This window comes from Thiobacillus thiophilus (assembly GCF_055378705.1).
This window is the reverse complement of sequence record NZ_AP042404.1, coordinates 1494527-1520821: the sequence shown is the minus strand read 5'-3', so window position 1 is coordinate 1520821 and position 26295 is coordinate 1494527. Positions and strand designations below refer to the sequence as shown.

The following is a 26295-nucleotide window of genomic DNA, read 5'->3' as shown; positions in this document are numbered from 1 at the left end:
TACTAGCGCTGTCCCCTGCTTGCAGCAAGCCGCAGCAGCGTGCCGGCGAGCAGGGCGAACCCGGCGAGCGCAATGACAATCGCGGGTCCGGCCGGCCAGTCGAGCCGGGCAGACGCAGCCAGTCCGGCCGCATACGCCAGCGCGCCCATCGCCCAGCCGGCCCGCAGGCCGCTGCCCGACGGCAGGCCGCGCACCGCCAGCGCCGGCAGGATCAGGCTTGCGAACACCAGGTACACCCCCACCAGCTGCACCGACGCGGTAATCGCCAGGGCGAAGGCAAGATAGAAGCCGAGCCCGCCAAGGCGTTCGCCGCGCCAGGCCATGAACGCCAGCAAGGCGCCGTACAGCGCGGCGATCCGGATCGCCTGCGCGGGCGTCGCCCACAGGATTTGCCCGCTGAGCAGTTCGGCCAGGTGCTCGCCGCCGTGCGGGTCGCCCGCCAGCAGCAGCACCGCGGCGCTGGCGGCGACAACGAAGGTGGAACCGATCAGCGCTTCCTGGATCTGCGGCCAGCGCCGCTCGCATCCGGCCAGGAGCGTCGCGCCGATCAGCGCGGCGGCGGCCGCTGCCAACTGGGTGGGCCAGCCGTCGGCGGCGAGGTCCAGCGCGTGCGCCGCAACCACGCCGAGCACGGCCAGCTGCGCCACCGCCAGATCGAGGAAGATGATGCCGCGTGCCAGTACCCGGCGCCCCAGCGGGACGTGGGTCGCCAGCACCAGCAGGCCGACAATGAACGGCCACAGCAGCAGATCGAGCGCGGTCAGGCTCATGGCGCTGCCTTCAGCAGTTGCTCGATCGTGTCGTCGAACAGGCCGAACAGGTCGCTTGCCCGATCATTGCCGCCCACGGTGTAGGGCAGTGCCAGCGCCGGAATGCCGGTGCGCTGCGACAGCCAGTCGGCCGGGCGCGGGCTCTGGTAGGCCGCCCGCAGCACGGCGCGGGCAGGCGTGGCCTGCAGCTGTGCGGCCACCCGTGCCAGATGGCCGACCGAGGGTTCGACGCCGGGCTTGGGTTCAAGCACTGCCACCTGCTTCAGCCCCAGCCAGTTTTCCAGATAGGGGAAGCCCTTGTGCTGCACGACGACGGGCACCCCCCGGAGCGGAGCGGCCTGCTGCTCCCAGCGTGCGATGGCGGCCTGCCAGCGGGCCGAAAAATCCTTCCAGCGCGCCTGGTAGGTCGCCGCTTGTGCAGGGTCGAGTTCGGCCATGCGGCGGGCGAGCGCCTCGCCGACGCGCGCGATGTTGCGCGGGTCGGTCTGGATGTGCGGGTTGCCGTCGGCGTGCACGTCGCCCGCCGAACGATCGAGCACGGCGGGTTTTTCGAGCAGCGGCACGTACTGTGCAGCAAAGAACTGTCCCGGCTGGCCGGCTTGAATCGCCGCGTTGCCCGACTCGGCAAGGATGACCGGCAGCCAGCCGATTTCCAGCTCGGCGCCGGTGCACACCAGCAGGTTGGCGTTGCGTGCACGGGCGATGAGGGAGGGCCTCGCTTCGATGTGGTGCGGGTCCTGCATGGCCGTGGTGGCGGTATAGACGCTGACCTGCGCGCCGCCAATTTCCTTTGCCAGCGACCCCCATTCGGGTTCGCAGGCGAAGACTTTCAGTGCCGCGTGCGCTGCGCCCGGCACCAGGACGGCAACGCCCAGAAGGCCAACCAGGCCACGCAGGAACGGGGCTTTGAAAAGAGATGTTTTCATGTTGCGCTCCTCAGAATTTGTGTGCGCCGTGGCTGCCCAGGCTGTAGATGTACTGCACGTAGAACTGGTTCTCCTCAATGTCCTGCTGCGCTTCGTCGCGCGAGTATTGCAGGCGCAGGCGGGAGAATTCGGACGGGCTGTAGTCGAGCATCAGGCTGTGCCGGCGCGGGTCGTAATCGGCGAGCGAAGCCAGGGTGGCCCCGGCATCTGCGCCATTGAACATCACGTCGCCGCGGAACAGCTGGTCGTAGCGGTAGCCCACGCGCCAGTGTGGTATGAATTGATAGACGCCTTGCGCGTAGACGCCCGACTGGTCGGCCGAATAGGGACCGGAAATATCGCCGTTCAACTCGCCCGATTCGCGGCGCTGGAAATATTCGGCGGCGAACTTGAAATTCTGCTGCGTGGTGTTGCCGTTCGGTGCCCATTTCCACACGAAATCGGCGAGCCAGGTGCGGCTCTTGCCTGAGAAAGCGCCGTCCACGTCGCCGTCGCCGAGGTCGCGGCCTTCGAAGGCGCGTTCCTGCGGCCTGGCGTGCAGATACGACAATCCGGCGCGCCAGCTGTTCGACGTGCCGACGTCGCCGCCGACGTGGCCGAACAGCGCGAGGCTGGGGAAGCCATTGCTGTCGCGTTCGGTGCTTGGGAAGGCGCCGCCGCGCCCGGCTTCCGCGCCGAATTCGAGGAAGGTATCGGTCGGCGCCAGCCACTTCATTTGCAGGCCGTCCTGCCCATAGCCTTCTCCGAACAAGGCTTCGTAAACCAGGCTGTTGGTGGCGAAATCCCAGGCGTGAGGGTGCTGTTCGTTCTGGTAGCCGATGCCGGAACGGAAGCGTCCGCCCTTGACCGACAGCCCCTGCCCCAGGCTCGTGGTCTGGAACCAGGCTTCCTCGACGCCGACCTCTCCGTCGGCCAACACGGCATTCAGGTAGCCGCGGAACCAGGGGTCGATGCTGGCGGACAGCACCAGTTCGCTTTCGTCCACCGAGAACCCGCGTGACGGACTCTCCGCGCCGGAGGGTAAAAAGCCGGTGATGCTGCGGTCGGCACGGTCTTCCAGGTGCGCGTACTTGCCTTGCAGGATGAACGAGACATCGGGGTTGAATCTGGAACGGACGGGCGCAGGTTCGGCCTTGATCGCGGCCTCGGCGGTCTGGGTTTCGGTCTTTTGCAGCCGCGCTTCCAGCGCCTGGATGCGCGCCTCGTAGGCGGTTTTCAGTTCCTGCAATTCAGCACGCAGGGCGTCGAGTTGGGGGTCGGCATGAACCGGAAAGGCGGCCGTCACCGCGGCCGCCAGCAGGGCGGGTCGTAACATGGTGGTACTCCATCAAAAATGAGAACGCGGTCGGCAGGCCTCTCGGCAGCCGGCTTCAGGTCCGGATTTCAGATGGCGTCAGGCGGCGCGCGGGCTTGCGCGTGGTGGGTCGAGACGGCGGCGGGCGGCAGCATCCCGGCCGGTAACTCGATGTGGTGGGCAGGCTCGATGGGCAGGCTGAACACCGTCGCCGGGGCGGCGCTGCCGAGGCTGGCCTGGGCGATGCAGACTTCGCAGACCTTGTCGGGCAGCCCCGAGTCGTGCACATCCAGATGGCTGAGCGCGTGCGCGAACGCCGCCGCCTGACCGAACAGCAGGACCAGTACGAACAGCCAGGGAAGCAGGCGACGCGGCAACATGGGCGACATTTTACTTACGCGGCTCGACCGGCGGCACCGGGTCGTAGCCGTGGCTGCAGCCGGGACGGCAGCGGCCGATGCGCTTGACGGCGAGCCAGCCGCCCTTGAGTGCGCCGTGTTTTTCGATCGCTTCCTTGCCGTATTCCGAGCAGGTCGGCAGGTAGCGGCACTGCCGCCCGAGCCAGGGCGAGAGCACCAGCTGGTACACGCGGATCGCGCCGATAAGCAGTTTTTGTCCGAGATTCATGGCGGCGTCGCGGCAGGGTTTTGCGCCGCGCCGGAGAAATCGGCCAGCAGTTTGGCGACGAATTCCGGATCGAGGTCGCGCACGATGAAGACGAAGCGGCTGCGGCGGTCGTCGTCCGGCCAGGCGTCGAGCTTCACTTCCGGATAGAGCACGTGCTGCACGCCGTGCAGCACCGTGGGCTGTTCTTCGCCCTGCAGGTTGACGATGGCCTTGAAACGCAGCAGGTTCTCGGCCCGGAACGAAGTGAGCATGGAAAGCGCCGACTGCAGGCCGTAGCGATCGAGTGGGGCGTCGAGGACCACCGAGAAGGCCTGGATGCGCGCATCGTGCAATGCGGCACGGGGCTTGCCGCCGAGCTTGCCCGCGCTGGCCGGCTGGTAGCGTTGCGGCTTCAGCCAGCGCGCCACTTCGAGCGAACGGGTTTCGGCGTTCCACAGGCCGAGGTTGCGGATCACGGCAGAGTCAAGCTCGCCGTGCGTCACCGTCACGATATCGGCAGCCGGGTTCAGTGTCGCCAGCCGTTCGCGCAATGCGGCCACGCTGTCGGCGGATGCGAGATCGGTCTTGGTCAGCAGCAGCCGGTCGGCCACCGCGACCTGCTTTACCGCCTCGAAATGCCGGTCCAGTTGGCCCATGGCGAACAGGGCGTCGACCGTGGTGACTACGCCGTCGAGGCGGAAGCGCGCGCGCACCCAGTTGTCGTGCAGCAGGTTGTCGAGCACCGGGGCCGGGTCGGCGATGCCGGTGGTTTCGATGACAACGCGCTCGAATGGCGGGATGTCGCCCTTCTGCCGCGCCATCCACAGATTTTTCAGGGTCGGCGACAGGCTGCCCGAAATCGTGCAGCAGACGCAGCCGCCGGAGAGCAGCGCCAGTGGGCCTTCCATTTTTTGCAGCAGCTGATGGTCGAGCGCGACTTCGCCGAACTCGTTCATCAGGATCGCGGTGCGCGGCAGCGTGCGCACCAGGTGGTTCAGCACCGTGGTCTTGCCGCTACCCAGAAAGCCGGTGAGCAGGGTGACGGGAAGTGGGTCGGCGTCCTTCAGGGCATCCATCCTGGGCGCTTCCGCACTATTCAGGCGCGCAGCTTTTCCATCATCTCGTGGCGCTCCTGCGCCTCGATCGAGTATTCGGCAGTGGGACGTGCCAGCAGGCGCGGCAGGCCGATAGGATCGCCGGTTTCCTCGCACCAGCCATATTCGCCGCTGTCGATGCGGTTCAGGGCGGAATTGATTTTTTTCAGCTGCTTGCGCTCACGGTCGCGCACGCGCTGCTCCAGCATGTGCTCCTCTTCCATCGAGGCGCGGTCGTTGGGGTCGGCAAAGTTCTCGTTTTCCTTGAGGGTTGCGCCGGTGTTGGCGGCATTGCTGAGCATTTCGTCGCGCAGGGCTTCGAGGCGGCTGCGAAAGAACGCCAGCTGGGCTGCATTCATATAGGCGGCAGCCGGCATTTTCAGCAGATCGGCTTCGGTGAGGGGTTTGGATGAGGCGGGCATCGAGTCGCTCCATGAGTCGAAGTGAAGTCAAATTTACCGTCCGGTACGCCGGTGCGGAGGGGCGCAGTCTGAACGTCATACGCCAAAGGTGCAACCCATCAGTCTGGGCGCGGGTTGCCGGCTTGCGCTATGACGTCGGTGATTACACAATGAATGGATATGCCGATTGTCGCATTGCCCGCAGTGATACCTTGCAAGGAGACGGGATGAAGCGCATTGGAATTGGGCTGGTATTTCTGCTTGGGGGCTGTGCCGGGCTTGATTCGCCGGATCCGGCCTCGCCGTACTACGCCTATTCATCGGGCTGGACGGTGCAGTTGAACCGGCCGCTGACGATTCCGCCGGACGCCGCCACGGTGCGCCTGCAATACGGCCGCATGGTGCCGCGCAACAGCGTGCAGGAACACGATCCGTTCTGTGTGGTGGAACTGGACACGGTGCGGCCCGGGCCGCAGGCGCTGCAGCCGGGGCGCTTCGAGGTGTGGCGGGTGACGCGCAGCGTGAACCCGATCGCGGTGGCGCGATCCTGGCCTTACGTCCGGACCGGTTTGGTGCTGGACGACGGCGATCCGACCTTCCTCTACTTCATCACCGAATTCCGCCTGCGCGATGCCGCCCAGCCGGATCTTCGCGGCATGACCTGCGCCTGGAACCAGATGGCGCCGGGCAACCGGGGGCTGATGCGCCATCTCACGTTGGGCGAGATCCAGTCGGCGCTGGGCGACTGGATGATCCTGATTCCCCCGCAGGAGAGGATATGAAGTCTGCCGACCCCCGTATTCCGCCCGACACTCAGCTCAGGCTGTCCGACTGGGATGCCGACGACACCGACATCATCGGCAAGCCGAAATCCGATGTGCGCGCCCGGCTGGATCGCCGCCGCCGAGTGCAAGCGCCGTTATCGCCAGATCAACGATTTCGAACGCATGCTGGCGGAAACCGGCACCACCATTCTCAAGTTCTATCTGCATATTTCCAGGGACGAGCAGAAAAAACGCCTGGAAGCGCGCCGCAACAACCCGGAAAAGCAATGGAAATTCCACCCGGGCGATCTTGCCGTGCGTGCGCAGTGGGACGATACATGGAGGCCTGCGACGCGGCGATGTCGGCCATCAGCACGGCGCATGCGCCCTGGCACGTCATTCCCGCCAACAGCAAGCTGGCACGTAACCTGATGATTTCACGCCTGTTGATCGAGGCGCTGGTAGCGCTGAAGAAGCGCTACCCGGTGCCGGAGGAAGGGATTTCCGGCACCATGATTGCCTGAAGGCTCAATCGATCGAAATCAAATGAGGCGCATGTGTGGGCCGTGTGCCGGTGACCGGCTGCCAGCGGGGCAGCGCTTCCGGACGATGGATGTGATAGCCCTGCAGGTAGTCCACCCCCATGTCGCGCAGCAGGGCCGCCATCTTGGCGTTCTCCACCTGCTCGGCCACCGAATTCATGCCGAAGTCGCGCGCCAGTTGCGCAATCGAGCGCACGATGGCCTGGTCGCGGTGATCGTCCAGCATGCCGCGCACGAAGGCGCCGTCGATTTTGAGGAAGTCGGCGGGAAGGTGCTTGAGATAGAAGAACGAGGAGGCATCGCGCCCGAAATCGTCGAGCGCGAATTGGCAGCCGCGTTCACGCAGGCCGTGAATCAGGCGCTGAGCGTCTTCCAGGTTGACCACTGCGGCGGTTTCCGTGACCTCGAACCCCAGACGTTCTCCCGCCACGCCATAGTGGTCGAGCAGATGGCAGACGGTGCCGAGGAAAGACTCGTCGGCGACGGTCTTGCCGGACAGGTTGATGAAGTAGACCGCGTTGTCGTCGGGTTGCGCCGCCAGGTAGGCGATGACAGTTTCCAGCACCCAGCGATCGAGGATGGGCGCCTGCCCGTAGCGCTCAAGCGCGGGCAGCAGCTTGGCAGGTCCCTCGACCACACCGTTGCGCTGCCAGCGGATCAGCACTTCGTAATGCGGCTGGCCGCTGCTTGAGGTCGGCTGGATCCGCTGGCGGTAGGGCAGGAACTGATTGGCCTCCAGTGCCTGTACGAAGTCCGCCGCACAGCCCATTTCTGCTTCCAGGCGGCGGAAGCCGACCTCGTCCGCTTCATACAGCATGACCCGTCCGCTGCCCTCAGACTTGGCGCGGTAGCACGCCATGTCGGCCTGCACCAGGATACCGCCTGGGGTAGTCGCGTCCTGCGTGATGGGGGCGATCCCGGCACAGGCGCCGAGGGTGAAGCGCCGTCCCTTGTGCTCGAAACGGAAGTCGCGGATGCGTTGTACCAGTTGCCGGCAGACCTGAATCGCCACGGCAGGCTGGGTGTCGAACAGGATGAGGCCGAATTCGTCGCCGCCCAGACGGCCCAGATAGGCGTGATCGGGCAGGGCGGCTTTCATGGTCAGCGCAATGTCCATCAGCAGGGTATCGCCCACCGAATGCCCGCAGGTATCGTTCACCAGCTTGAACTGATCGAGGTCGATGTAGCAGAACGCATGCTGTTGCGTCTGGTCGCGCGCGGTGTGCATGGCGCGCGCCAGACGACCTTCCACCGCACGGCGATTCGGCAGCGTGGTCAGGGTATCGTGGAAGGCCATTTCACGCAGGTTGTCGAGCAATTGTTTTTTCTCGGTCTCGTCGCGCAGCACATATACGGCGCCGATGCCGCCGAGGCCGGTCAGCGGCGCACAGCTGTAACTGACGGCCAGATGATGGCCGGACCGGGTCTGCAACTGGGCGGAACCGGTCTGGCCGTGCAGGGCCGGAGTCGCCGACAGGAAGCAGGCCGGAGCGTCGTCATCGCCCCACTGATCGAGTTGCATCAGGATCTTCAGCGGGTTCGACACGGCATCCTCAAGCGCAACGCCGAGCAGCACTTCGGCGGCCGGGTTGATATAGTCCACCTGATTGCGGGCATTGGTGACAATGACGGCGTCGTTGATCGACTGTAGCGTGACTTGCCAGCGTTCCTTTTCTTCGCTGAGCGCGGCCTCGTTGAGCTTGCGCTGCGTGATGTCGAAGTGGATCGACAGGTATTTCAGCAGCTGGCCGTCGTCATCCTTGATCGGGATGATGGTCTTGGCCGTCCAGAAAAGCCGTCCATCCCTGGCACGGTTGCAGATTTCGCCGCGCCAGGTTTGCCCGCCCGAGATGGTTTCCCACAGATCGTTAAAAAACGCAGCATCGTGCTGGCCCGAACTGACGATGCGGAAATTCTGGCCGATGAGTTCCTCGCGCGCGTAACCGCTGATGCTGCAAAACAGTTCGTTGGCGGAGGTGATGTTGCCGGCGAGATCGGATTCGGCCACGCTGGCCGTGCTGTCAAGCGCTTCTCGCTGTTCATTGAGGTCGGTGAGCAAGCGCTCCAGGGCTGCGCTCATGTGATTGAATGCGCGCGTGGTCTGCCGCAACTCGGGTGGGCTGCTGGCACGCAGGGGGATGCGCGCGCTGTAATCCCCGGCCTCGATCCGCTGCGCGGCGGCGCGCAGCCGGGTCAGGTCCTGAAGATTGATTTTCAGCAGCACATGGGTCAACCAGCCGAGCAGGGCGAAAGCGGTGGCGAGCAGCACGAACAGGCGGGTGCCGAGATGCCAGAGAAAATCCTCATGGCTACGGGCAGACGGCTGGATTTCCAGGCTGCCGTGGGCGCTGCCGCCGATGACGAGGGGTGTCTGCATGACCGGAATCGACAGCCCGGCCAGCGCGGCAAACCAGCCGGGGCGGTCGGCACGGCGCGCAGGCGCCTCCTCGCGCAGGACGCGGCCATTGGGCGCGGTATATTCCACATAGCGCAGGTTGCCTTGGGCGATCGGGGTTTTCAGCAGGGTTTGCAAGGCGATGTAATCGCCCACGATAGCCGGGTCGGCTACCGCCTGCGACAGCGCCGCCAGCTGTGCAGAGGCCTGCATGTGCAATGCGTCGTCGGCGTCCTGGCGGGCGATTTGCAGCGCCTGCTGTCCCGCCAGGACGAACACTGCAACCAGGATGAAGAGGAGCGTGCCCATGACGCGGTCTTGCGTGCTGAACCGGGTCGGCCGCAGACCTTGTACAGGACGGGCATGCAAGGAAGAGGGGGAGATACGCATGCGCGAAGTTAACGGCAGCAAGCGCCATTTCTGAAGAGGCCGAGTGATTGCCCGGCTTCCGAAGCACGCGGTCAGTCTTTCTTGCGCGCGCGCGGGTGTGCCTGGTCGTATACCTTGGCCAGGTGTTGCCAGTCGAGGTGGGTGTAGACCTGGGTGGTGCTGATGCTGGCGTGGCCGAGCATTTCCTGCACCGCGCGCAGGTCGCCGGACGACTGCAGCACGTGGGTGGCAAACGCGTGGCGCAGCATGTGCGGGTGAACGTGCTGGCCGAGTCCCGCCTGCAGCGCCCAGCGGTTGAGCCGCAGTTGCACGCTGCGCGGAGTGAGGCGTGTGCCGCGCTGGCTGACGAACAGTGCGGCGGTATGCGCGTGCGCCTGGCCAGGGATGCCGTCCCTGCGGGACATAAGCGGCTGCCGCTGTTGCAGCCAGGCGGCAAGGGCGGCCAGCGCCTGCCGTCCGACCGGCACGATGCGGGTTTTGCGACCCTTGCCGGTGACCTGCGCTTCGCCCGATTGCAGGTTGACGTCGTCGAGATCGAGCCCGACCAGTTCGGCCAGACGTAACCCGGACGAATAGAACAGCTCGAACATGGCACGGTCGCGTGCGGCCAGTGCGTCGTCGTTATCGGCGCGGCCGCCGAGCAGTTGGGCGCAGGTGTCGGGCGAGAGGATGTCCGGCAGCGTCTTGGCCGCCTTGGGCGGGCGCAGGCCGCTGCAGGGGTTGTTCGCGTAGCCGAGGCGGCGGCAGGCAAAGGTGTAGAACCCGCGCCAGCTCGACAACTGGCGCGCCACGCTGGTAGCCGCCAGGCCCTGGCCGCGTAGTTTGACGATGGCGCCGCGGATGTCGGTGACGGTGAGTTCGGCCAGCGGCCTGCCGGGGGTCAATTCGGAGAGATTGGCCAGATCGCGCTGGTAGGCCGCGACCGTATGCGGCGACAGTCGCCGCTCGGCGGCGAGGTGTTGCAGGTAGTGTGCAGTCGCGTTCAAGCTAGAAACCGTTCACTATAAGAGGCATTCAGGTTCAACCCTGCATTCGCACCAGCGCGGCGCCGACCAGCTGCCCCAGCCGTTCCAGATACAGCGTGCCCATGCCGGCGTAGAAACGCTTGGCTTCTTCCGAGGCCAGCACCAGCAGGCCGACCGGCGCCGCAGCAGGTGCGGGTCGCAGCGGAATGCAGGCGAAGGTGCGCAGGTGCGGCGACACCTCGCCGAACCAGTCGTCGGCGTCGTTCACCGCCAGCGCACCGCACACCGGCTGCGCCATCGCGGCCACGTTGTCGCGTACGGCTGGCGTTACCGGGTCGGTCAGGCCGGGCATGCTGCCTGCCGCAAGATTCCATGCGCGCAGGGCATGGTGCGGCACCGCAAAGCCTTCGCGCAGATGCAGCGCCAATGCCGCGACGACGTCTTGCGGCATACGCGCGGCCAGCAGCGCCAGCGTCAGCGCATGCAGCTTCTCCGAAATGCCGTCGTTTTCTTCGCCGAACTGGATCAGCTCGGCCAATTTGTTTTCCAGCATCTGTACCTTGTCGCGCATCGCGATCAGCTGACGCTCGCTCATCGACACCGCGTGGGTGCCGTGCGGATGCGGGATGTGCAGGTCCGCCAGCAGGGTGGGAAAATCGTTGAAGAAATTCGGGTGCCGGGTCAGATACTCGGCGATGGCCTGTTCGTCCAGGGTGGTGGGTTGCATGTTCATTAGAGTTCGATCTCCCCTTCAAATACCGTTTCAGCCGGCCCGGTCATGGTGACCGGCTGGCCCTTGCCCGCCCACTCGACGACCAGATCGCCGCCGCGCGTGTGCACGCTGACCGGGCTTTGCAGCCAGCCCTGGTGGATGCCCGCGACCGCCGCCGCGCAGGCACCGGTGCCGCAGGCCAGCGTCTCGCCGGCGCCGCGCTCGTACACGCGCAGGCGGATGTCGTGCGGGGTCAGCACCTGCATGAAGCCGGCGTTGACCCGCTGCGGAAAGCGCGCATGCGATTCGATCGCGGCGCCGAGGATGTCCACCGGCGCGCTGTCGAGGTCGTTCACCCGCAGCACCGCGTGCGGGTTGCCCATCGACAGCACCGCGATGTCGAGCACGTGCTGGCCGACCTTGAGTGCATAAGTCGGCGCCTCGGCTTCGACCGTGAACGGGATCTCGGCGGGCGCAAAGCGCGGCGCGCCCATGTCCACCGTTACCTGGCCATTGTCGAGCAGGCGCGGCTCGATCACGCCGGACGCGGTTTCCACGCGGATGGCGGTCTTGTCGGTGAGGCCCTTGTCGTGCACGAAGCGCACGAAGCAGCGTGCGCCGTTGCCGCATTGCTCGACCTCGCCGCCATCGGCATTGAAGATGCGGTAGCGGAAGTCGACGTCGTCGCGGGTGGGCGCTTCGACCAGCAGGATCTGGTCGCAGCCGACGCCGAAGTGGCGGTCGGCAATGCGGCGGCACTGCTCGGGCGTGAGCGCGATGCTCTGGCCGATGCCGTCGAATACGACGAAGTCGTTGCCGAGGCCGTGCATTTTGGTGAAGCGCAATCGTGTGCCCTGTTGGGTATTCATTCGGTCAACAACCTGACGTAATCCTTCAAGATGCAGCGGTCCATCACCACCGTCATGCCGCCGGCCTGCGCGCGCTGCGCGGCGGCCTCGTGGACGATGCCTTCCTGGATCCAGATGCCCGCTGGCGAATGATGCAGCGTTGGAAATGGCCGCTGCATGGAGTGTAGCGCCAGGCTTTGTTCGACGATAGCCGGCAGGTGCTCGGCGGCGCGAAACACGTTGACCAGATCGACCGCAAACGGGATGTCGGCGAGGCTTGCGTAGGCCTTTTCGCCCAGCACTGCGTCCACCAGCGGGCGCACCGGAACGATGCGGTAGCCGTAATACCGCATCGCCTGCGCCACGCGGTAGCTCGGGCGCGCAGGCTGCGGCGACAGGCCGACCACGGCGATGGTCTTGACGCTTTTCAGCAGGGCGCGCAAGGCGTCGTCCCCAGGGTTTGCGAACGTCATAGCGTGTGCTCCATCACATGGTCGTCCATCACGAAGCCGCCGCCGATGTCGAACACGCGCGACTCGACGATGCGGAAGCCGTATTTCTGGTAGGCGGCAATCGCCTGCGCATTGCCGCGGTTGACCTGCAGCCACACGCGTCTGGCCCGTTGCCGGCGCGCCCAGTCCTCGACCGTTTTTTCCAGCGCGGCGCCGATGCCGTGGCGCTGCTGGTCCGGATGGACATAAAGCTTGTCGAGCTTGCAGCCGGATTCATCGAGCATGGCGTGAGCAAAGCCGGCCAGCGTGTGGCCCCGCCTCGCCCCCCACCATGCCTGGCGGGGGTCGTCCAGCTGTTCGCGGATACGCTGCGGCGCATAGCGGTCAGCCAGCATGGCGTCGATCTGCGACTGGGAAATCAGTGCCGGGTAGGTGGCTTGCCACACCACGCGCACCAGCGCGCTGACGGCATCGACGTCGCTCGCGGTCAACCGCTGCAGACAGGGCAGGGCGTCATTCATAGAGACTGGCCTCGCCTGCCGGGCGGGTTTTGAAGCGGCGGTGCAGCCACAGGTACTGCGACGGCATTTCGCGGATGCGGTCCTCGATGAAGGCGTTCATGCGCGCGACGTCGGCCTCCAGATCGCCGCTTGGATAGTTTTCCCAGGGCGGGTAGAACCGCACCGCGTAACCGCGCCCCCACGGCAGCTGGCGCGTGACGACCGGGACGATCTGGGCGTTGGTGAGTTTGGCCAGGCGCGGCAACGCCGAAACGGTGGCGGTAGAAACGCCGAAAAATGGAACGAACATGGCATTCTGGCGGCCATGATCCTGATCCGGCAGGTAGTAAAAAGGTCGCCCCGATTTGATCGCCTGTAGCGTCGCCTTGATCCCTTCGTGTCGCGAGATCAGGACGGTATCCAAAAAGCGGGTGCGTCCATGCAGCATGAACCTGTCGGCGACCGGGTTCCTGGCGGGCGCGTACATCGAGGCGGCTTTGTGGCCCATGGCCAGCGGCACGCCGCCCATGTCGAGCCCGACAAAATGGGGCGCCAGCCAGATCACCGGCCGTGTACCGTCACCCAGCGCGGCGTCCGGGTTGTCGATGCGGATCAGACGGCGCAGCCGCGCTTCCGACCCCCACCACAGCACCCCGTGTTCGAGCACCGCGCGCACCGATGCCTGGAAGGTTTGCCGCAACCAGCGGCGGCGCAGCGCTTTCGGGGCGTCGGGAAAGCACAGGGCCAGATTGGTGGCGACGATGTGGCGCCGCTTTCTCAACAGCAAAGCCAGCAACCAGCCCAAAGCATTGCCGATGGCCGCCTGCAGCGGCAACGGCAGCCAGTGCAGCAGCCACAGGAACCCCATGCCGAGCCAGATGGGCCACAGCGACGGCCGCAGCAGAGCGCCGGGGACGGCGGGGCTCATGCTTCGGCCTGGCCAGCCGGGAGCGCGATGCCGCCCGGGCGCTTGTGGCGGTTGTAGCTCCACATGTATTGCGCAGGAAAGCGTCGCACCATCTCTTCAACCACCTGGTTGATGTGGACGGCGGCGGCGGTCTTGTCCGCCGGCAGCGCAGGGTCCACCGGCGTCACATGCAGGCGATAGCCGCGTCCCCAGCTCAGGCGTTCGGCGGCGACAAAAAACGCCGCCGCGCCGGTCTTGCGCTGCAGGCTGGCAACCAGCGTCGGCGTGTAGGCCGGACGGCCGAAGAAGGGCGCCCATACGCCATCGCCGCCGGTCGCCACCTGGTCGGGCAGGATGCCGATGCCCTCGTGGCGCTTCAATGCCGCCAGCAGGGCGCGCACGCCCGACAGGTCGGCCGGCACCAGCGTCGCCTGCCCGCGCTGGCGCCCGGCCAGCATCAGCGCGTCCAGCACCGGCTTGCGCGACGGCTTGTACATGGCGGTGAAAGGGTGCCGCGCGGCATAGTACTGGCTGATTATCTCGAAGCAGCCGATATGCGGCCCGATGACGATGACCCCTTTGCCGGCGGCACGCGCGGCTTCGATGTGTTCCCAGCCGGGAGTGTCCTTGACCAGTTTCAGCGCCTTGTCGTACGGGCGCAGCCACACCGCCAGCAGTTCGACGATGGCTTTGCCCGACTCGCCGATGGCGCGGCGGAGCAAGCGCCGGCAATCGCAGCCGGGCGTGCACAGGCCGCTGTCGAGCAGGTTGTCGCGCATGCGTACAGAATGGCGGCCGGGCGCCCAGTAGATCAGCCAGCCCAAGCCGACGCCGAGGCCATGCAGCACGGGCAGCGGCAGACGGGCCAGCAGCTTCAGGAGGAACATCACGCGGGATTGACGGCCGGGGATGCGGCACGGCACAATGCCGGCCTGGATGCTTCACGGAACATCCGGAGCAGAGCCGCCGCGTTAATCTTGACAACTTGCGGGCGGGATACAAATACAGCTAAAGCGTCGCCGCTCTGTTGGTCCCCCGAGCCGGTTGCGCAGTCGCTAACCGGGACTACAACAGGAGCTGTCATGCAAAAGGATTTCATTTTCACGTCTGAGTCGGTGTCCGAAGGGCACCCCGACAAGATGGCGGACCAAGTGTCGGATGCGGTGCTCGATGCGATTCTAACCCAGGACAAACATGCGCGCGTGGCGTGCGAGACGCTCTTGACCACCGGTCTGTGCGTCATTGCCGGCGAGATCACCACCTCGGCGGTCATCGACTACAACCAGATCGCGCGCCAGACCATCAAGCGCATCGGCTACGACTCGTCCGAGATCGGCTTCGACTACAACACCTGCGCGGTAATGGTCACCGTCGGCAAGCAGTCACCCGACATCGCGCAGGGCGTGGATCGCGCGCACGACGATTATCTCGACCAGGGTGCGGGCGACCAGGGCCTGATGTTCGGCTATGCCTGCAACGAAACGCCGGTGCTGATGCCGATGCCGATCCACCTCGCGCACCGCCTGACCGAGCGCCAGTCCGAACTGCGCAAGGACGGCCGCTTGCCATGGCTGCGGCCGGATGCCAAGTCGCAGGTGTCGATCCGCTATGTCGATGGCAAGCCGCATTCGGTCGATACCGTGGTGCTGTCGACCCAGCATCATCCCGAGGTTTCGCACGCCGCGCTGACCGAAGCGGTGATCGAGGAAATCATCAAGCCGGTGGTACCCAAAGGCATGCTCACCGCCGACACGCGCTATCTGGTCAACCCCACCGGACGCTTTGTGGTGGGCGGGCCGATGGGCGACGCCGGGCTGACCGGCCGCAAGATCATCGTCGACACCTACGGCGGTGCGGCCCCGCACGGCGGCGGCGCCTTCTCCGGCAAGGACCCGTCCAAGGTCGACCGTTCGGCGTCCTACGCCGGACGCTACGTGGCGAAGAACATCGTTGCCGCGGGGTTGGCGGACAAGTGCCTGGTGCAGGTCAGCTACGCCATCGGCGTGGCCAAGCCGACTTCGCTGATGGTCGACACCTTCGGCACAGCCAAAATCCCGGAAGCCAAAATCGTCGAGTTGATCGAGCGCCACTTCGATCTGCGTCCCAAGGGCATCATCCAGATGCTCGATTTGCTGCGGCCGATCTACACCCGCACCGCGAGCTACGGCCACTTCGGCCGCGACGAGCCCGACTTTACCTGGGAAGTCGCCGACAAGGCGGCCGAACTGAAAGCCGCCGCCGGGCTGTAACACCATGCTGATGCAGGCGCTGACGTTCGGGCTCGGGCTGCTGGCGCTGATCGCCGGCGCCGAGGCCATGGTGCGCGGGGCCTCGCGGCTGGCAGCGTCGTGGGGAATTTCGCCGCTGGTGGTCGGCCTCACCGTGGTGGCCTTCGGCACCAGCGCGCCGGAAATGGCGGTGTCGGTCGGCGCCGCCCTGTCCGGCTCGTCCGATCTGGCGATCGGCAACGTGGTCGGCAGCAACATCGCCAATATCCTGCTGATCCTGGGGATTTCCGCGCTGGTGGCGCCGCTCCTGGTGGCCGAGCAGATCATCCGCCAGGAGATCCCGATCATGATCGGCGCCTCGCTGCTGGTGGCGGTCATGGCGCTCGATGGCAGCATCGGCCGCGTCGAGGCGGCGCTGTTGTTCGTGCTGGTGATTGTCTACACGGTATATCTTGTCGTGCAGTCGCGGCGCGCCTCGCAGGCCGCAGCGGATGAATTCGCCAGCGGAATCCCGGCCAGTTCCTGGGACCGCCACTGGAGCGTGCAGGCAGCACTGGTGCTCGGCGGTTTGGGCCTTCTGGTGCTCGGCGCCGACTGGCTGGTGGGCGCGGCGGTGGTGTTTGCCAGGCACTTCGGGGTGAGCGACCTCGTCATCGGCCTCACCGTGGTAGCAGTGGGTACCTCGATGCCCGAGATCGCCACCTCGCTCATCGCCGCCCTGCGCGGCCAGCGCGACATCGCCGTCGGCAATGTGATCGGCAGCAACATCTTCAACCTGCTGGCGGTGCTGGGTGCGGCCGGAATGGTGTCGACGGGCGGGCTTTCCGTGCCCGAGGCGGCGCGCAATTTCGACCTGTGGGTGATGCTGGCGGTCGCCTTTGCCTGCCTGCCGATCCTGCTGACCGGGCGCGAGATCGCGCGCTGGGAAGGCGCGGTCTTCCTCGGCTACTATGCCGCCTATACCCTGTATCTGGTGCTCGCGGCACAGCAGCACGCCAGCCTGCCGGCATATTCCGGCGTCATGTTGAGCTATGTGATGCCGCTCACCGTGGTCACGCTGGCGGTCAGTTTCCTGCGGCGACGGCCAGCCGGCTAAGCTATAATCTCGCTTCCGAGGAGCGCTGCGAGGCAGATTCGTCTGTCCCCAGGCTCGGAAAGGCAACAACCGCGCTCCCCCTATTTTCTTAACCCTGCCGGGTTCGGGACGTTGGGTGAGCGACAGCGTCGCCAGCCCGGGTTTAGCTAAACCCCGCCCTCCCGGCCACATGCAATGGAGCTTTACATGAACGCTGTGGCTGACAAGCAATTCACCGATTTTGTGGTCGCCGACATGTCGCTTGCCGACTGGGGCCGCAAGGAAATCCGCATCGCCGAAACCGAAATGCCGGGTCTGATGGCCATCCGCGAGGAATTCGCCGCCGCGCAGCCGCTGAAAGGCGCACGCATCACCGGCTCACTGCACATGACCATCCAGACCGCCGTGCTGATCGAGACGCTGACCGCGCTGGGCGCCGTGGTGCGCTGGGCCTCGTGCAACATCTTCTCGACCCAGGACCACGCTGCCGCGGCGATTGCCGCCAACGACGTGCCGGTGTTCGCGGTCAAGGGCGAATCGCTCACGGATTACTGGGACTATACCCACCGCATTTTCGAATGGACCGACGGTGGCTATTCGAACATGATTCTCGACGACGGCGGCGACGCGACGTTGCTGCTGCATCTGGGTGCGCGTGCCGAGAAGGATATCTCGGTGATCGCCAAACCGACCAGCGAGGAAGAAGAGGTGCTCTACGCCGCGATCAAGGCCAAGCTGGCAATCGATCCGACCTGGTATTCGGTGCGCCTCGCCGCCGTCAAAGGCGTCACCGAGGAAACCACCACCGGCGTGCACCGCCTGTACCAGATGCACGCCCGCGGCGAACTCAAGTTCCCGGCGATCAACGTCAACGATTCGGTGACCAAGTCGAAATTCGACAACCTCTACGGCTGCCGCGAATCGCTGGTCGACGGCATCAAACGCGCCACCGACGTGATGATCGCCGGCAAGGTCGCCCTGGTCGCCGGCTATGGCGACGTCGGCAAGGGCAGCGCGCAGGCGCTGCGTGCCCTGTCGGCCCAGGTGTGGGTGACCGAGGTCGACCCGATCTGCGCCTTGCAGGCGGCGATGGAAGGCTACCGCGTGGTGACCATGGAATACGCTGCCGACAAGGCCGACATCTTCGTCACCGCCACCGGCAACTTCCACGTCATCACCCACGACCACATGGCGAAAATGAAGGACCAGGCCATCGTCTGCAACATCGGCCACTTCGACAACGAGATCGACATCGCCAGCATCGAGGGCTATGAGTGGGACGAGATCAAGCCGCAGGTCGATCACGTCATTTTCCCGGACGGCAAGCGGATTATTCTTTTGGCCAAGGGCCGCCTGGTGAATCTCGGCTGCGCCACCGGCCACCCGTCGTACGTGATGAGCTCCTCCTTCGCCAACCAGACCATCGCCCAGATGGAGCTGTGGCAGGAGCGCGATTCCGGCAAGTATCCGGTCGGCGTCTACATCCTGCCCAAGCATCTCGACGAGAAAGTCGCGCGCCTGCAGCTGAAGAAGCTTAACGCGCAACTTTCCGAGCTGACCGACCAGCAGGCCGCCTATATCGGCGTGCCCAAGGCCGGCCCCTACAAGGCCGAGATGTACCGCTACTGATCGACCTCACCTGAAGAAGGAGAGCTTCATGCGTTTGCTGCTGCTGTGGATTTTGAATGCTGTCGCCCTGCTGGCCGTGACCTGGCTGCTGCCCACCATTCAGGTGTCGGGCTTCGGCACGGCGCTGGTCGCCGCGCTGGTGCTGGGCTTCATCAATACGCTGGTGCGGCCGGTGCTGGCGATCCTCACCTTGCCGATCACGGTGCTGACGCTGGGGATTTTCTACCTGGTGCTGAACGGCCTGCTGTTCTGGCTCGCCAGCGCGCTGCTGCCCGGATTCCACGTCGAGGGCTTTGTTTCGGCGATGGTTGGCGCAATCCTCTACGGTGTTATCGCCTGGGCGCTGTCCGCGCTCATCCCCAATCAAAAAGGCTGAAGCATGACCGAACGAACATTCAGCTTCGAGTTCTTCCCGCCCAAGACGGCGGAGGGCGCCGAAAAACTGCGCGTAACCAGAAAACAGCTGGCGCAGCTCAACCCCAAGTTCTTCTCCGTCACCTTCGGCGCCGGCGGTTCCACCCGCGACCGCACCCTGGAAACCGTGCGCGAAATCCAGGCCGACGGCAGTGCGGCCGCGCCGCACCTGTCGTGCATCGGCTCGACCGAGGAGAACATCCGCGACATCCTCAACGAATACAAAAGCCAGGGCATCCGCCATCTGGTCGCGCTGCGTGGCGATCTGCCCTCGGGCACCATGGATGCCGGCGCATTCAGCTACGCCAACGAACTGGTGGCCTTCATCCGCCACGAAACCGGCGACTGGTTCGAGATCGAGGTCGCCGCCTATCCGGAAATTCACCCGCAGGCGCGCTCCTACACGGAGGATCTGGCCAGCTTCAAGCGCAAGGTCGACGCCGGTGCGAATGCAGCGATCACGCAGTATTTCTTCAACGCCGACGCCTATTTCAACTTTGTCGAAGACGCGCGCGCGCTGGGCGTCAGCATTCCCATCGTTCCTGGCATCATGCCGATCGGCAACTACGTGCAACTGGCGCGCTTCTCCGACGCCTGCGGCGCCGAAATTCCGCGCTGGCTGAGGAAAAAGCTGGAAACCTACGGCGACGATCTGGTGTCGATTCGCGCCTTCGGGCTGGATGTGGTGACCGACCTGTGCGACCGCTTGCTTGCTGGCGGCGCGCCGGGGCTGCACTTTTACACCATGAACCAGGCCGGGCCGTCCACCACGATCTGGCAACGGCTGGGCTTGTCCTGATCGGCTGCCGCCTCTTGCGGGGCGGCGCGGACCGGCTTGAAATCGAGACTCGGGGCAAGCAGGTCTTCAGGGTTGCCAGGCAGTACTCGATCGGCACCTTTCCGCTTTATCAAATATCCCATCAAGCCGATGCGCCTGCACGCGCATCGCCATTGCATTCGGGCGACGAACTCGAATTCAACTTTAATTTTGCGACTCCCGACGGCGCCGGTTATGCCGACTACGGTTGGGCGCGTCTGCTTGATTCGTCGTCCTCTGTTGTCGCCCCGCTGTTCACGGCAAGGACGACGCCCGAAGGTAATAGCGTTCCCGGCTTCGATATGCCCGTCATCGACGCCACCATATGCCAAAGTAAACGCTGTAAGCCGCGGCGCTGAACGACACGTCCGGAAAATCAGTCGGGCGGCTCGCCCATCAACGGCTTCATCGCGGTCAGCACACTGTTGAAAATGCGCGGGTGGGTCTTCTCCTGCTCGGCCAGCATCTGCTTCATGGCATAGCGCTGCTGCGGCTTGGCAAAACACGCCGGGCAGTTCTCGAAGATCACCGGCAGGCCGGAATCTGCCGCAAACGCGCGGGTCTGGCGTTCGCGCGCGTAGGCAAACGGCCGGATGATGCGCAGGTCGCCGGCGTCGTTGAGGTAGTGCGGCGACATGGTCCTCAACTTGCCGCCGAACAGCATCGACATCATCAGCGTCTCGGCGAGGTCGTCCAGATGGTGGGCCATGGCGACGACGTTGCAGCCCTGCTCGCGGGCGACGCGGTAGAGGATGCCGCGCCGCATGCGCGAGCAATACGCGCAGTAGGAATCGGAGTCGCGGGTCAGCGTCTTCTGCGCCTCTTCCAGGATGGGCTGCGATTCGAGAAAGTAGGGCACGCCGAGTTCGGCCAGGTAGGGCGTGAGTGGAGACGGGTCGTACTGGTCGGACTGCGGGTCGACGGTGCATGCCAGCAGCTCGAACTTCACCGGGGCCTTCTGCTGCAGGTGGTGCAGCGTGTGCAGCAAGGAGAGCGAATCCTTGCCGCCCGACAAGCCCAGCAGGATGCGGTCGCCGTCGCGGATCATGCGGTAGTCGCCGATGGCGCGGCCGGCGGCGGTGGCCAGCGAGCGGGAGGGCTTGACCCAGCCTGTCGTTGTCGCATTCATGCGGAAAACTGCAGCGCGTGCAGCTGCGCGTAGCGGCCCTGTCTGGCGATCAGGTCGGCGTGGCTGCCGATCTCGACGATGCGCCCGCCTTCCAGCACCACGATGCGGTTGGCGCGCTCGATGGTCGACAGCCGGTGGGCGATGACCAGGGTGGTGCGGTTGCTGATCAGGGTGTCGAGCGCGGCCTGCACGTGGCGTTCGGATTCGCTGTCGAGCGCCGAGGTGGCTTCGTCGAGAATCAGCAGCGGCGCGTTTTTCAGGATCGCGCGCGCGATGGCGATGCGCTGGCGCTGGCCGCCGGAGAGCCGCATGCCGTTTTCGCCGACCAGGGTGTCGAGGCCGTCGGGCATGGCCTGGATGAAGTCCCAGGCGTGGGCGGCGACGCAGGCGGCGCGGATCTCGTCGGGGGTGGCGTCGCGCTTTGCGCCGTAGGCGATGTTGTGGCCCAGCGTGTCGTTGAACAGCACCACGTCCTGCGACACCAGCGCGATATGGCTGCGCAGGTTCTGCAGGCGGATGTCGCGGATGTCGATGCCGTCGAGTTCGATCACGCCGGCGTCGGGGTCGTAGAAGCGCGGCACCAGGTTGGCCAGCGTGGTCTTGCCGGAGCCGGAGGCGCCGACCAGCGCGACCGTCTCGCCGGGCGCGATGTCGAGCGTGATGTTTTCAAGCGCCGGCAGGGTCTTGCCCGGGTAGGTGAGCGACACGCCGCGGAAAGAAAGCCGGCCCTCGACGCGGTCGAGCGCGCGGGTGCCGCTGTCGCGTTCGGCGTCCTGGTCGAGCATGGTGAAAATGGTTTCGGCCGCCGCCAGCCCGCGCTGCAGCTGGTCGTTGACGGCGGTGAGCCTTTTGAGCGGCGCGAACAGCAGCAGCATGGCCATGAAGAAGGCGACGAAGCCGCCCACCGTGATGGCGTTGCTGGTCGCCTGCCCGGCCGCGATATAGACGATGATCGCCAGGGCCACCGCGGCGATGAACTGGATGACGGGCTCGTATACCGCGTTGGCGGCGACGCGCTTCATTTCGAACATCCGTGCCAGATTGGCGGCATGGCGGAAGCGCGTCTGCTCGTATTCCTCGCCGCCGAAGAGCTTGACCACGCGATGCCCGCCGACCGCCTCGTCGACCACCTGGGTGAGGTCGCCGATGTTGCGCTGCGCCTTGCGCGACAGCCCGCGCAGGCGCGTGCTGGCGATGCGCACGATCCACAGGGTGAGCGGCACCATGCCGAACACGATCAGGGTCAGCTGCCAGTTCAGCCACAGCAGATAGCCGAGCAGTCCCAGGATCGTGACGGTGTCGCGCACCAGGGTGGTGAGCGAGCTGGTGGCCGACTGCGTGACCTGGGTGACGTTGAACGCCAGATGCGCAATCAGCTGGCCGCTCGGATTCTGGTCGAAGTAGCGCGTCGGCAGCGTCATCAGCTTGTCGAACATGGCGCCGCGCAGGTCCATCACCAGGCGGCTGCCCACCCACGCCATGCAGTAGGTGCTGACGAAGCTGGTGACGCCGCGCACCAGGAACAGCCCCAGCAGCAGAATCGGGATCCAGCGGATGAAATCCTGGTCCTTGGCGACGAAGCCCTGGTCCAGCAGCGGCTTGAACAGCGCCGGCAGCAGCGGCTCGGTGGCGGCGGTGAGCACCAGCGCGACGAGGGACAGCGCGAACATGCGCCAGTACGGCTTCACATAGCCGAGCAGGCGCAGATACAGGGCACGGCTGTCGGGAGGCGTCATTTAGAAAACCCTTGAACCACAGAGGCACAGAGGCACAGAGAACCCCATCCAGGTTTCGTGTCGGAGCAAATCCGGTTTGTCGATTTTCCCTCTGTGCCTCTGTGCCTCTGTGGTGAATGGTTTACGTTCTTCATAGCAGCAGCACGGTGGCGAGCCCGAGGAAGATGAAGAAGCCCATGCTGTCGGTGGTGAAGGTCAGCAGCACCGACGAGCCGACGGCGGGGTCGCGCTTCATCCGTTCCAGCGTCATCGGAATGAAAATGCCGGCCAGCGCCGCGACGATCAGGTTGAGCAGCATCGCCAGCGCCATCACCCCGCCCAGCGCCAGGTTGTCGTACAGCAGCCAGGCGAACACGCCGACCACCGAGCCCCACAGCAGGCCGTTGAAGAGGGCGACGCCGAGCTCCTTCACCACCAGGCGGCGCGCGTTGGCCTGCGTGATCTGGCCCAGCGCGAGGCCGCGCACGATCAGCGCGATGGTCTGGTTGCCGGTGTTGCCGCCGATGCCGGCGATGATCGGCATCAGCGCGGCCAGCGCGGCGAGCTTTTCGATGCTGCCCTCGAAGGCGCCGATCACGCGCGAGGCGATGAAGGCGGTGGCGAGGTTGATCGACAACCACATCCAGCGGTTCTTCGCCGAACGCCATACGGTGGAGAACAGGTCTTCCTCCTCCTTCAGGCCGGCCATCGACAGCATGTCGGCGTCGGCCGATTCGCGGATGTAGTCGAGCACCGCGTCGACGGTGAGCCGCCCGATCAGCCGCCCCTGCGCATCCACCACCGGCGCCATCACCAGGTCGTAGCGCTCGAACGCCTGCGCCGCTTCCTGCGCTTCGTCCTCGGGGTGGAACTTGATGAAATCCTCGACCATCACCGCCGCCACCGAGGCCTCGGGGTCGGTCGTCAGCAGGCGCTTCAGCGGCAGCACGCCGATGATCGCGTCCTCGCGGTCCACCACGAACAGCTTGTCCAGCTGGTCGGGCAATTCGCCCAGCCGGCGCAGGTAGCGCAGCGCGACTTCCAGCGTGACATCGACGCGGATCGTCACCATCTCGAAATCCATCAGCGCACCGACGGTGTCCTCGGGGTAGGCCAGCGCCGACTGCAGGTGCGCACGTTTCTGTGCGTCGAGGCTGGTGAGCAGTTCCTGGATCACGTCGTGCGGCAGGTCGGCCGCGATGTCGGCGATCTCGTCGGTGTCCAGCGATTCGGCGGCGGCCAGCATCTCCGCCTTGTCCATCATCCCGATCAGCGATTCGCGAACCGAGTCGGACACCTCCAGCAGAATCTCGCCGTCGCGCTCGGCCTTGACCTGCCCCCACACCAGCCGCCGCTCGTCCAGCGGCAGCGCTTCCAGGATGTAGGCCACGTCCGCCGGGTGCAGCTCTTCCAGCTTGCGCTGCAACTCCGCCAGGTTCTGCTTGTGCACCAGGTTCTCGACCAGATCCTGCCGCGGCCCGCCCTGCTTGTGGACGAGCTCCTCCACCAGCCGCATCTTGGCGAGCAGGGTTTGCACCTGCGCCAGGCTGGTTTCAAGATTGTCCTGCGATTGATTTTCGAGGGCGTCGGTCATGGGGGCGGATGGCTAAAAGCCCCGCGATTGTAACGTGCCAGGGTTTGCCGGCGTGTCCCGGTTTGGCTAAATGCTGCCAAAGCCGACCAATCGCTGGCTTAGCCTGATGGGGATTTCTTTGGGTCGCAAAGCCAAATCGGCCCGCAATGGACTTCGGGGGTTTGCGGCGGGCGTCTTATGTTCGGCCATGCGGCCGGCGGGTTCTGGGCCAACTTTGTCCGCTATGCGGTCTTGAGTAGTCTCTGATCGTGAATTCACGCCGAACGACTGCTTTCCAATACGGCGAACGCGGACTCCCGACCCAAAGCGGCAACTAGCTGGTTTGAAATGCGAACGTACAACGCCCCGGTTATGCCGCGTTGTTCGCAGCTTCACTCTTGTACTTCTCAACGAGGGCCGCATGCAGCTCCCGCATCGCGTCGATTTCCGGACGGTCGGCAAGCGACTCGACATCGAAGCCCAGGCAAATCTCGATGTCTCTCTGCGAGAGGTAGTTGCCGTGGATCAGCACTTCGCGGATTTGGTCGGCGGCATCGGGATACTCGCGCTCGTCAGGGTCGTTGTTCTGGAGCAGGAACTCGCGGTAGCAGTGCTCGATGACCGGCTTGGAGTGGGTCTGAATCTCCTCCACTACGCGCAGGATTTCGGTGATCTTGACGTCGAGCGCAGCCTCTGTGCTGTAGAAGATGTTGCCGTTGGGGTGGGCGGATTCGTTTCGGTCGTCCACCAGCTTGGCGTAGGTGCCGATCTTGCCGTTGTCGCAGGCGATGAGCTTGAGGAAACGCAGGATGCTGCGCTCGTTCACAGTGCTGAACACGAAGGGCGAAGTCGCGTCGAGCAGGCTCTTCTCGATGTCCCTGCCGAAGCCAATCAAGCCCATCGCAAAATCCTTTGGCGTCGTCTGCTTGATCTGCCAGATGTTGAAATAGACGAAGCTCATCGTGAGCATGTGGTAGGCGAGGAAGGCGAACTGGTATTTGCCGTGCGTGTGGTTCGTCTCGAAAGCATCCCATAGGAACTCGATGTATTCCTGCTCCTTCGGGGTCTTGAAGGAGAGCGGCAGGTAGTCGGCGAGTTCGGCAGCTTCTTCCATTACCTGCCCCACACATGAGCGGACTCGCTGTCATAGAAATCTACACGTAGTTCCCGTCTCCGGCGACCTGCCAGCGGCATTGCCATTGCTCGCGCGATGATCTGCCGATTCGCGTCCGACTCGGGATCGCCGTATAGGCCGACGAAAATATGACTCAGCTTTCCCTTTTCGATTAGGCGCAGGTAGTGTTCGTCATTCGCAGCCAGCGAATGCCCATAGACAAAAAGGCAGTGCTGAATCTCCTGAAAACTTCTATACGCCTTGGCGAGGTAATCGCTATGGCGTATTCGTTCGAGTTTTTCCGCGCTTGAGCCTTCTGCCACGAACAAAGGAAAGAAGTCCCTGCTCAGTGCCTCACGAATTTGCTCAATAAGACGAATGCCGGTTCGGTTCCATGTGTACTTCTGTACCTCTGTTCCCGAATCAAAGACATGGAGAGCGCCGTGCAGAAACCACATGTTCTGGTCGTGACTCTGGCCAGAGTCCCATACAACGTATTCGGATTCAACTCCAGACTCGATATCGCCCTGCGACGTTCGAAACCCATCATCGGACTGAACGTCGGCGCGGTTCTCCCGATGCATATGGGTCCAGTAAAGCAGCAAGTCGTAGTTGAGTGTGTAGGTCGTATCAAAGTTCGCCAGGAAAGCCTGGCAGGCCGCGTACTCGTCGTCAGTAATATCGCCCGGCAGCGCAGGATGACTCTGGGCGATCGTCTGAACCAGCAACTCCTTCAGCGCATTAGCTTCAGCGCGCATAGCTCCAACCTGCGCGCTAGTCGCGCCATATAACCCCGCAATCGTTGCCGAATCGCGTAACGCCTTGATAACCCGTTCGAAGTCGGCGGTGCGGAGAACTGAAAACGCTGATTTCGCGGAATCCGGCAGCGCGGAAAAGTCCGCCTGCTCAAAAAGCTTGTCGTACCGGAAGATGTCTGGCCGACAGGCAATGCTGAACCCGTTGCCGAGCAAGAGATGTCGCTTGGAATAGCCGGAAGACGCTTCAATGGCTTCGGCGAAACTGAGAACGTTCATG

Annotated in this window: 27 protein-coding genes, 1 pseudogene and 1 riboswitch; of the genes and pseudogenes, 8 read left to right on the top strand and 20 right to left on the bottom strand. The window is 64.7% G+C overall.

Annotation, left to right across the window (positions count from 1 at the left end; translation table 11 throughout):
* Positions 1 to 2: 2 nt before the first annotated feature.
* The 7 genes from ACZ41T_RS07510 to dksA form a co-directional block, all read right to left on the bottom strand.
* Positions 3 to 770, bottom strand: coding sequence for a metal ABC transporter permease (locus ACZ41T_RS07510; RefSeq protein WP_464923841.1), 768 nt, complete (start codon positions 768 to 770; stop codon positions 3 to 5).
* A complete protein-coding gene (locus ACZ41T_RS07505) occupies positions 767 to 1696 on the bottom strand; it encodes a metal ABC transporter substrate-binding protein (RefSeq protein ID WP_464923840.1) in 930 nt (309 codons plus the stop codon). Before ACZ41T_RS07505 ends, ACZ41T_RS07510 begins: the two co-directional genes overlap by 4 nt.
* Before the next feature lie 10 nt (positions 1697 to 1706).
* Positions 1707 to 3011: a coiled-coil domain-containing protein gene (locus ACZ41T_RS07500; RefSeq protein WP_464923839.1), complete on the bottom strand. Its 1305-nt coding sequence runs from the start codon at positions 3009 to 3011 to the stop codon at positions 1707 to 1709.
* Positions 3012 to 3079: 68 nt separating this feature from the next.
* Positions 3080 to 3370: a hypothetical protein gene (locus ACZ41T_RS07495; RefSeq protein WP_464923838.1), complete on the bottom strand. Its 291-nt coding sequence runs from the start codon at positions 3368 to 3370 to the stop codon at positions 3080 to 3082.
* A 10-nt stretch (positions 3371 to 3380) separates the two neighbouring features.
* Complete coding sequence (gene yidD, locus ACZ41T_RS07490; protein ID WP_464923837.1) at positions 3381 to 3617, bottom strand: membrane protein insertion efficiency factor YidD; 237 nt, start codon at positions 3615 to 3617, stop codon at positions 3381 to 3383.
* On the bottom strand, positions 3614 to 4672 hold the full coding sequence (locus tag ACZ41T_RS07485) for a CobW family GTP-binding protein (protein ID WP_464923836.1): 1059 nt from the start codon (positions 4670 to 4672) through the stop codon (positions 3614 to 3616). The genes yidD and ACZ41T_RS07485 overlap by 4 nt, the downstream gene beginning before the upstream one ends.
* 20 nt (positions 4673 to 4692) lie before the next feature.
* The gene (dksA, locus tag ACZ41T_RS07480) at positions 4693 to 5112 is read right to left on the bottom strand and encodes an RNA polymerase-binding protein DksA (RefSeq protein WP_464923835.1); all 420 of its coding nucleotides are present in this window, start codon (positions 5110 to 5112) and stop codon (positions 4693 to 4695) included.
* Between the two features lie 206 nt (positions 5113 to 5318).
* Between dksA and ACZ41T_RS07475 the strand changes: the two genes are divergently transcribed.
* Complete coding sequence (locus ACZ41T_RS07475; protein WP_464923834.1) at positions 5319 to 5873, top strand: hypothetical protein; 555 nt, start codon at positions 5319 to 5321, stop codon at positions 5871 to 5873.
* Positions 5874 to 5927: 54 nt separating this feature from the next.
* Positions 5928 to 6379, top strand: a pseudogene (locus ACZ41T_RS07470) (polyphosphate kinase 2 family protein).
* A 4-nt stretch (positions 6380 to 6383) separates the two neighbouring features.
* On the opposite strand, the gene ACZ41T_RS07465 reads toward ACZ41T_RS07470, so the two are convergent.
* The 8 genes from ACZ41T_RS07465 to ACZ41T_RS07430 form a co-directional block, all read right to left on the bottom strand.
* Positions 6384 to 9182, bottom strand: coding sequence for an EAL domain-containing protein (locus tag ACZ41T_RS07465; RefSeq protein ID WP_464923833.1), 2799 nt, complete (start codon positions 9180 to 9182; stop codon positions 6384 to 6386).
* 71 nt (positions 9183 to 9253) lie between these two features.
* Positions 9254 to 10168 (bottom strand): tyrosine recombinase XerC, encoded by a 915-nt coding sequence (gene xerC / locus ACZ41T_RS07460; protein ID WP_464923832.1) that lies wholly within the window; start codon positions 10166 to 10168, stop codon positions 9254 to 9256.
* 34 nt (positions 10169 to 10202) lie between these two features.
* Positions 10203 to 10880, bottom strand: coding sequence for a DUF484 family protein (locus tag ACZ41T_RS07455; protein WP_464923831.1), 678 nt, complete (start codon positions 10878 to 10880; stop codon positions 10203 to 10205).
* Positions 10880 to 11728 (bottom strand): diaminopimelate epimerase, encoded by an 849-nt coding sequence (gene dapF, locus ACZ41T_RS07450; protein WP_464923830.1) that lies wholly within the window; start codon positions 11726 to 11728, stop codon positions 10880 to 10882. The genes ACZ41T_RS07455 and dapF overlap by 1 nt, the downstream gene beginning before the upstream one ends.
* The gene (locus ACZ41T_RS07445; RefSeq protein ID WP_464923829.1) at positions 11725 to 12180 is read right to left on the bottom strand and encodes a CoA-binding protein; all 456 of its coding nucleotides are present in this window, start codon (positions 12178 to 12180) and stop codon (positions 11725 to 11727) included. The genes dapF and ACZ41T_RS07445 overlap by 4 nt, the downstream gene beginning before the upstream one ends.
* On the bottom strand, positions 12177 to 12680 hold the full coding sequence (locus ACZ41T_RS07440; RefSeq protein ID WP_464923828.1) for a GNAT family N-acetyltransferase: 504 nt from the start codon (positions 12678 to 12680) through the stop codon (positions 12177 to 12179). The genes ACZ41T_RS07445 and ACZ41T_RS07440 overlap by 4 nt, the downstream gene beginning before the upstream one ends.
* On the bottom strand, positions 12673 to 13587 hold the full coding sequence (locus tag ACZ41T_RS07435; protein ID WP_464923827.1) for a lysophospholipid acyltransferase family protein: 915 nt from the start codon (positions 13585 to 13587) through the stop codon (positions 12673 to 12675). The genes ACZ41T_RS07440 and ACZ41T_RS07435 overlap by 8 nt, the downstream gene beginning before the upstream one ends.
* Entirely contained in the window at positions 13584 to 14453 is an 870-nt protein-coding gene (locus tag ACZ41T_RS07430) for a lysophospholipid acyltransferase family protein (RefSeq protein WP_464923941.1), read from the bottom strand. The genes ACZ41T_RS07435 and ACZ41T_RS07430 overlap by 4 nt, the downstream gene beginning before the upstream one ends.
* Before the next feature lie 195 nt (positions 14454 to 14648).
* Here ACZ41T_RS07430 and metK point away from each other — a divergent pair, with 195 nt between their 5' ends.
* From metK to ACZ41T_RS07400, 6 genes are all read left to right on the top strand, one after another.
* Positions 14649 to 15815 carry a methionine adenosyltransferase gene (gene metK / locus ACZ41T_RS07425; protein ID WP_464923826.1) on the top strand — a complete coding sequence of 389 codons (1167 nt, stop codon included), beginning with the start codon at positions 14649 to 14651 and terminating at the stop codon, positions 15813 to 15815.
* A gap of 4 nt (positions 15816 to 15819) precedes the next feature.
* Positions 15820 to 16890, top strand: coding sequence for a calcium/sodium antiporter (locus ACZ41T_RS07420; protein WP_464923825.1), 1071 nt, complete (start codon positions 15820 to 15822; stop codon positions 16888 to 16890).
* Positions 16891 to 16901: 11 nt separating this feature from the next.
* A riboswitch (S-adenosyl-L-homocysteine riboswitch) is annotated at positions 16902 to 16974 on the top strand.
* A gap of 102 nt (positions 16975 to 17076) precedes the next feature.
* Positions 17077 to 18498, top strand: coding sequence for an adenosylhomocysteinase (ahcY, locus tag ACZ41T_RS07415; RefSeq protein ID WP_464923824.1), 1422 nt, complete (start codon positions 17077 to 17079; stop codon positions 18496 to 18498).
* A 28-nt stretch (positions 18499 to 18526) separates the two neighbouring features.
* Positions 18527 to 18874: a phage holin family protein gene (locus tag ACZ41T_RS07410; RefSeq protein ID WP_464923823.1), complete on the top strand. Its 348-nt coding sequence runs from the start codon at positions 18527 to 18529 to the stop codon at positions 18872 to 18874.
* A gap of 3 nt (positions 18875 to 18877) precedes the next feature.
* Positions 18878 to 19711: a methylenetetrahydrofolate reductase [NAD(P)H] gene (gene metF / locus ACZ41T_RS07405; RefSeq protein WP_464923822.1), complete on the top strand. Its 834-nt coding sequence runs from the start codon at positions 18878 to 18880 to the stop codon at positions 19709 to 19711.
* Positions 19712 to 19725: 14 nt separating this feature from the next.
* Positions 19726 to 20088 carry a hypothetical protein gene (locus tag ACZ41T_RS07400; RefSeq protein WP_464923821.1) on the top strand — a complete coding sequence of 121 codons (363 nt, stop codon included), beginning with the start codon at positions 19726 to 19728 and terminating at the stop codon, positions 20086 to 20088.
* 17 nt (positions 20089 to 20105) lie between these two features.
* Here ACZ41T_RS07400 and ACZ41T_RS07395 read toward each other — a convergent pair whose 3' ends face one another.
* The 5 genes from ACZ41T_RS07395 to ACZ41T_RS07375 all read right to left on the bottom strand — a co-directional run bounded on the left by ACZ41T_RS07395 (position 20106) and on the right by ACZ41T_RS07375 (position 26294).
* Positions 20106 to 20858: a PP-loop family protein gene (locus ACZ41T_RS07395; protein WP_464923820.1), complete on the bottom strand. Its 753-nt coding sequence runs from the start codon at positions 20856 to 20858 to the stop codon at positions 20106 to 20108.
* On the bottom strand, positions 20855 to 22594 hold the full coding sequence (gene msbA / locus ACZ41T_RS07390; protein ID WP_464923819.1) for a lipid A export permease/ATP-binding protein MsbA: 1740 nt from the start codon (positions 22592 to 22594) through the stop codon (positions 20855 to 20857). Before msbA ends, ACZ41T_RS07395 begins: the two co-directional genes overlap by 4 nt.
* Before the next feature lie 130 nt (positions 22595 to 22724).
* Positions 22725 to 24167, bottom strand: coding sequence for a magnesium transporter (gene mgtE, locus ACZ41T_RS07385; protein WP_464923818.1), 1443 nt, complete (start codon positions 24165 to 24167; stop codon positions 22725 to 22727).
* 349 nt (positions 24168 to 24516) lie between these two features.
* Positions 24517 to 25260 carry a hypothetical protein gene (locus ACZ41T_RS07380; protein WP_464923817.1) on the bottom strand — a complete coding sequence of 248 codons (744 nt, stop codon included), beginning with the start codon at positions 25258 to 25260 and terminating at the stop codon, positions 24517 to 24519.
* Positions 25260 to 26294, bottom strand: a complete 1035-nt coding sequence (locus ACZ41T_RS07375; protein ID WP_464923816.1) for a DUF4917 family protein — start codon at positions 26292 to 26294, stop codon at positions 25260 to 25262. The genes ACZ41T_RS07380 and ACZ41T_RS07375 overlap by 1 nt, the downstream gene beginning before the upstream one ends.
* Position 26295: the final 1 nt, after the last annotated feature.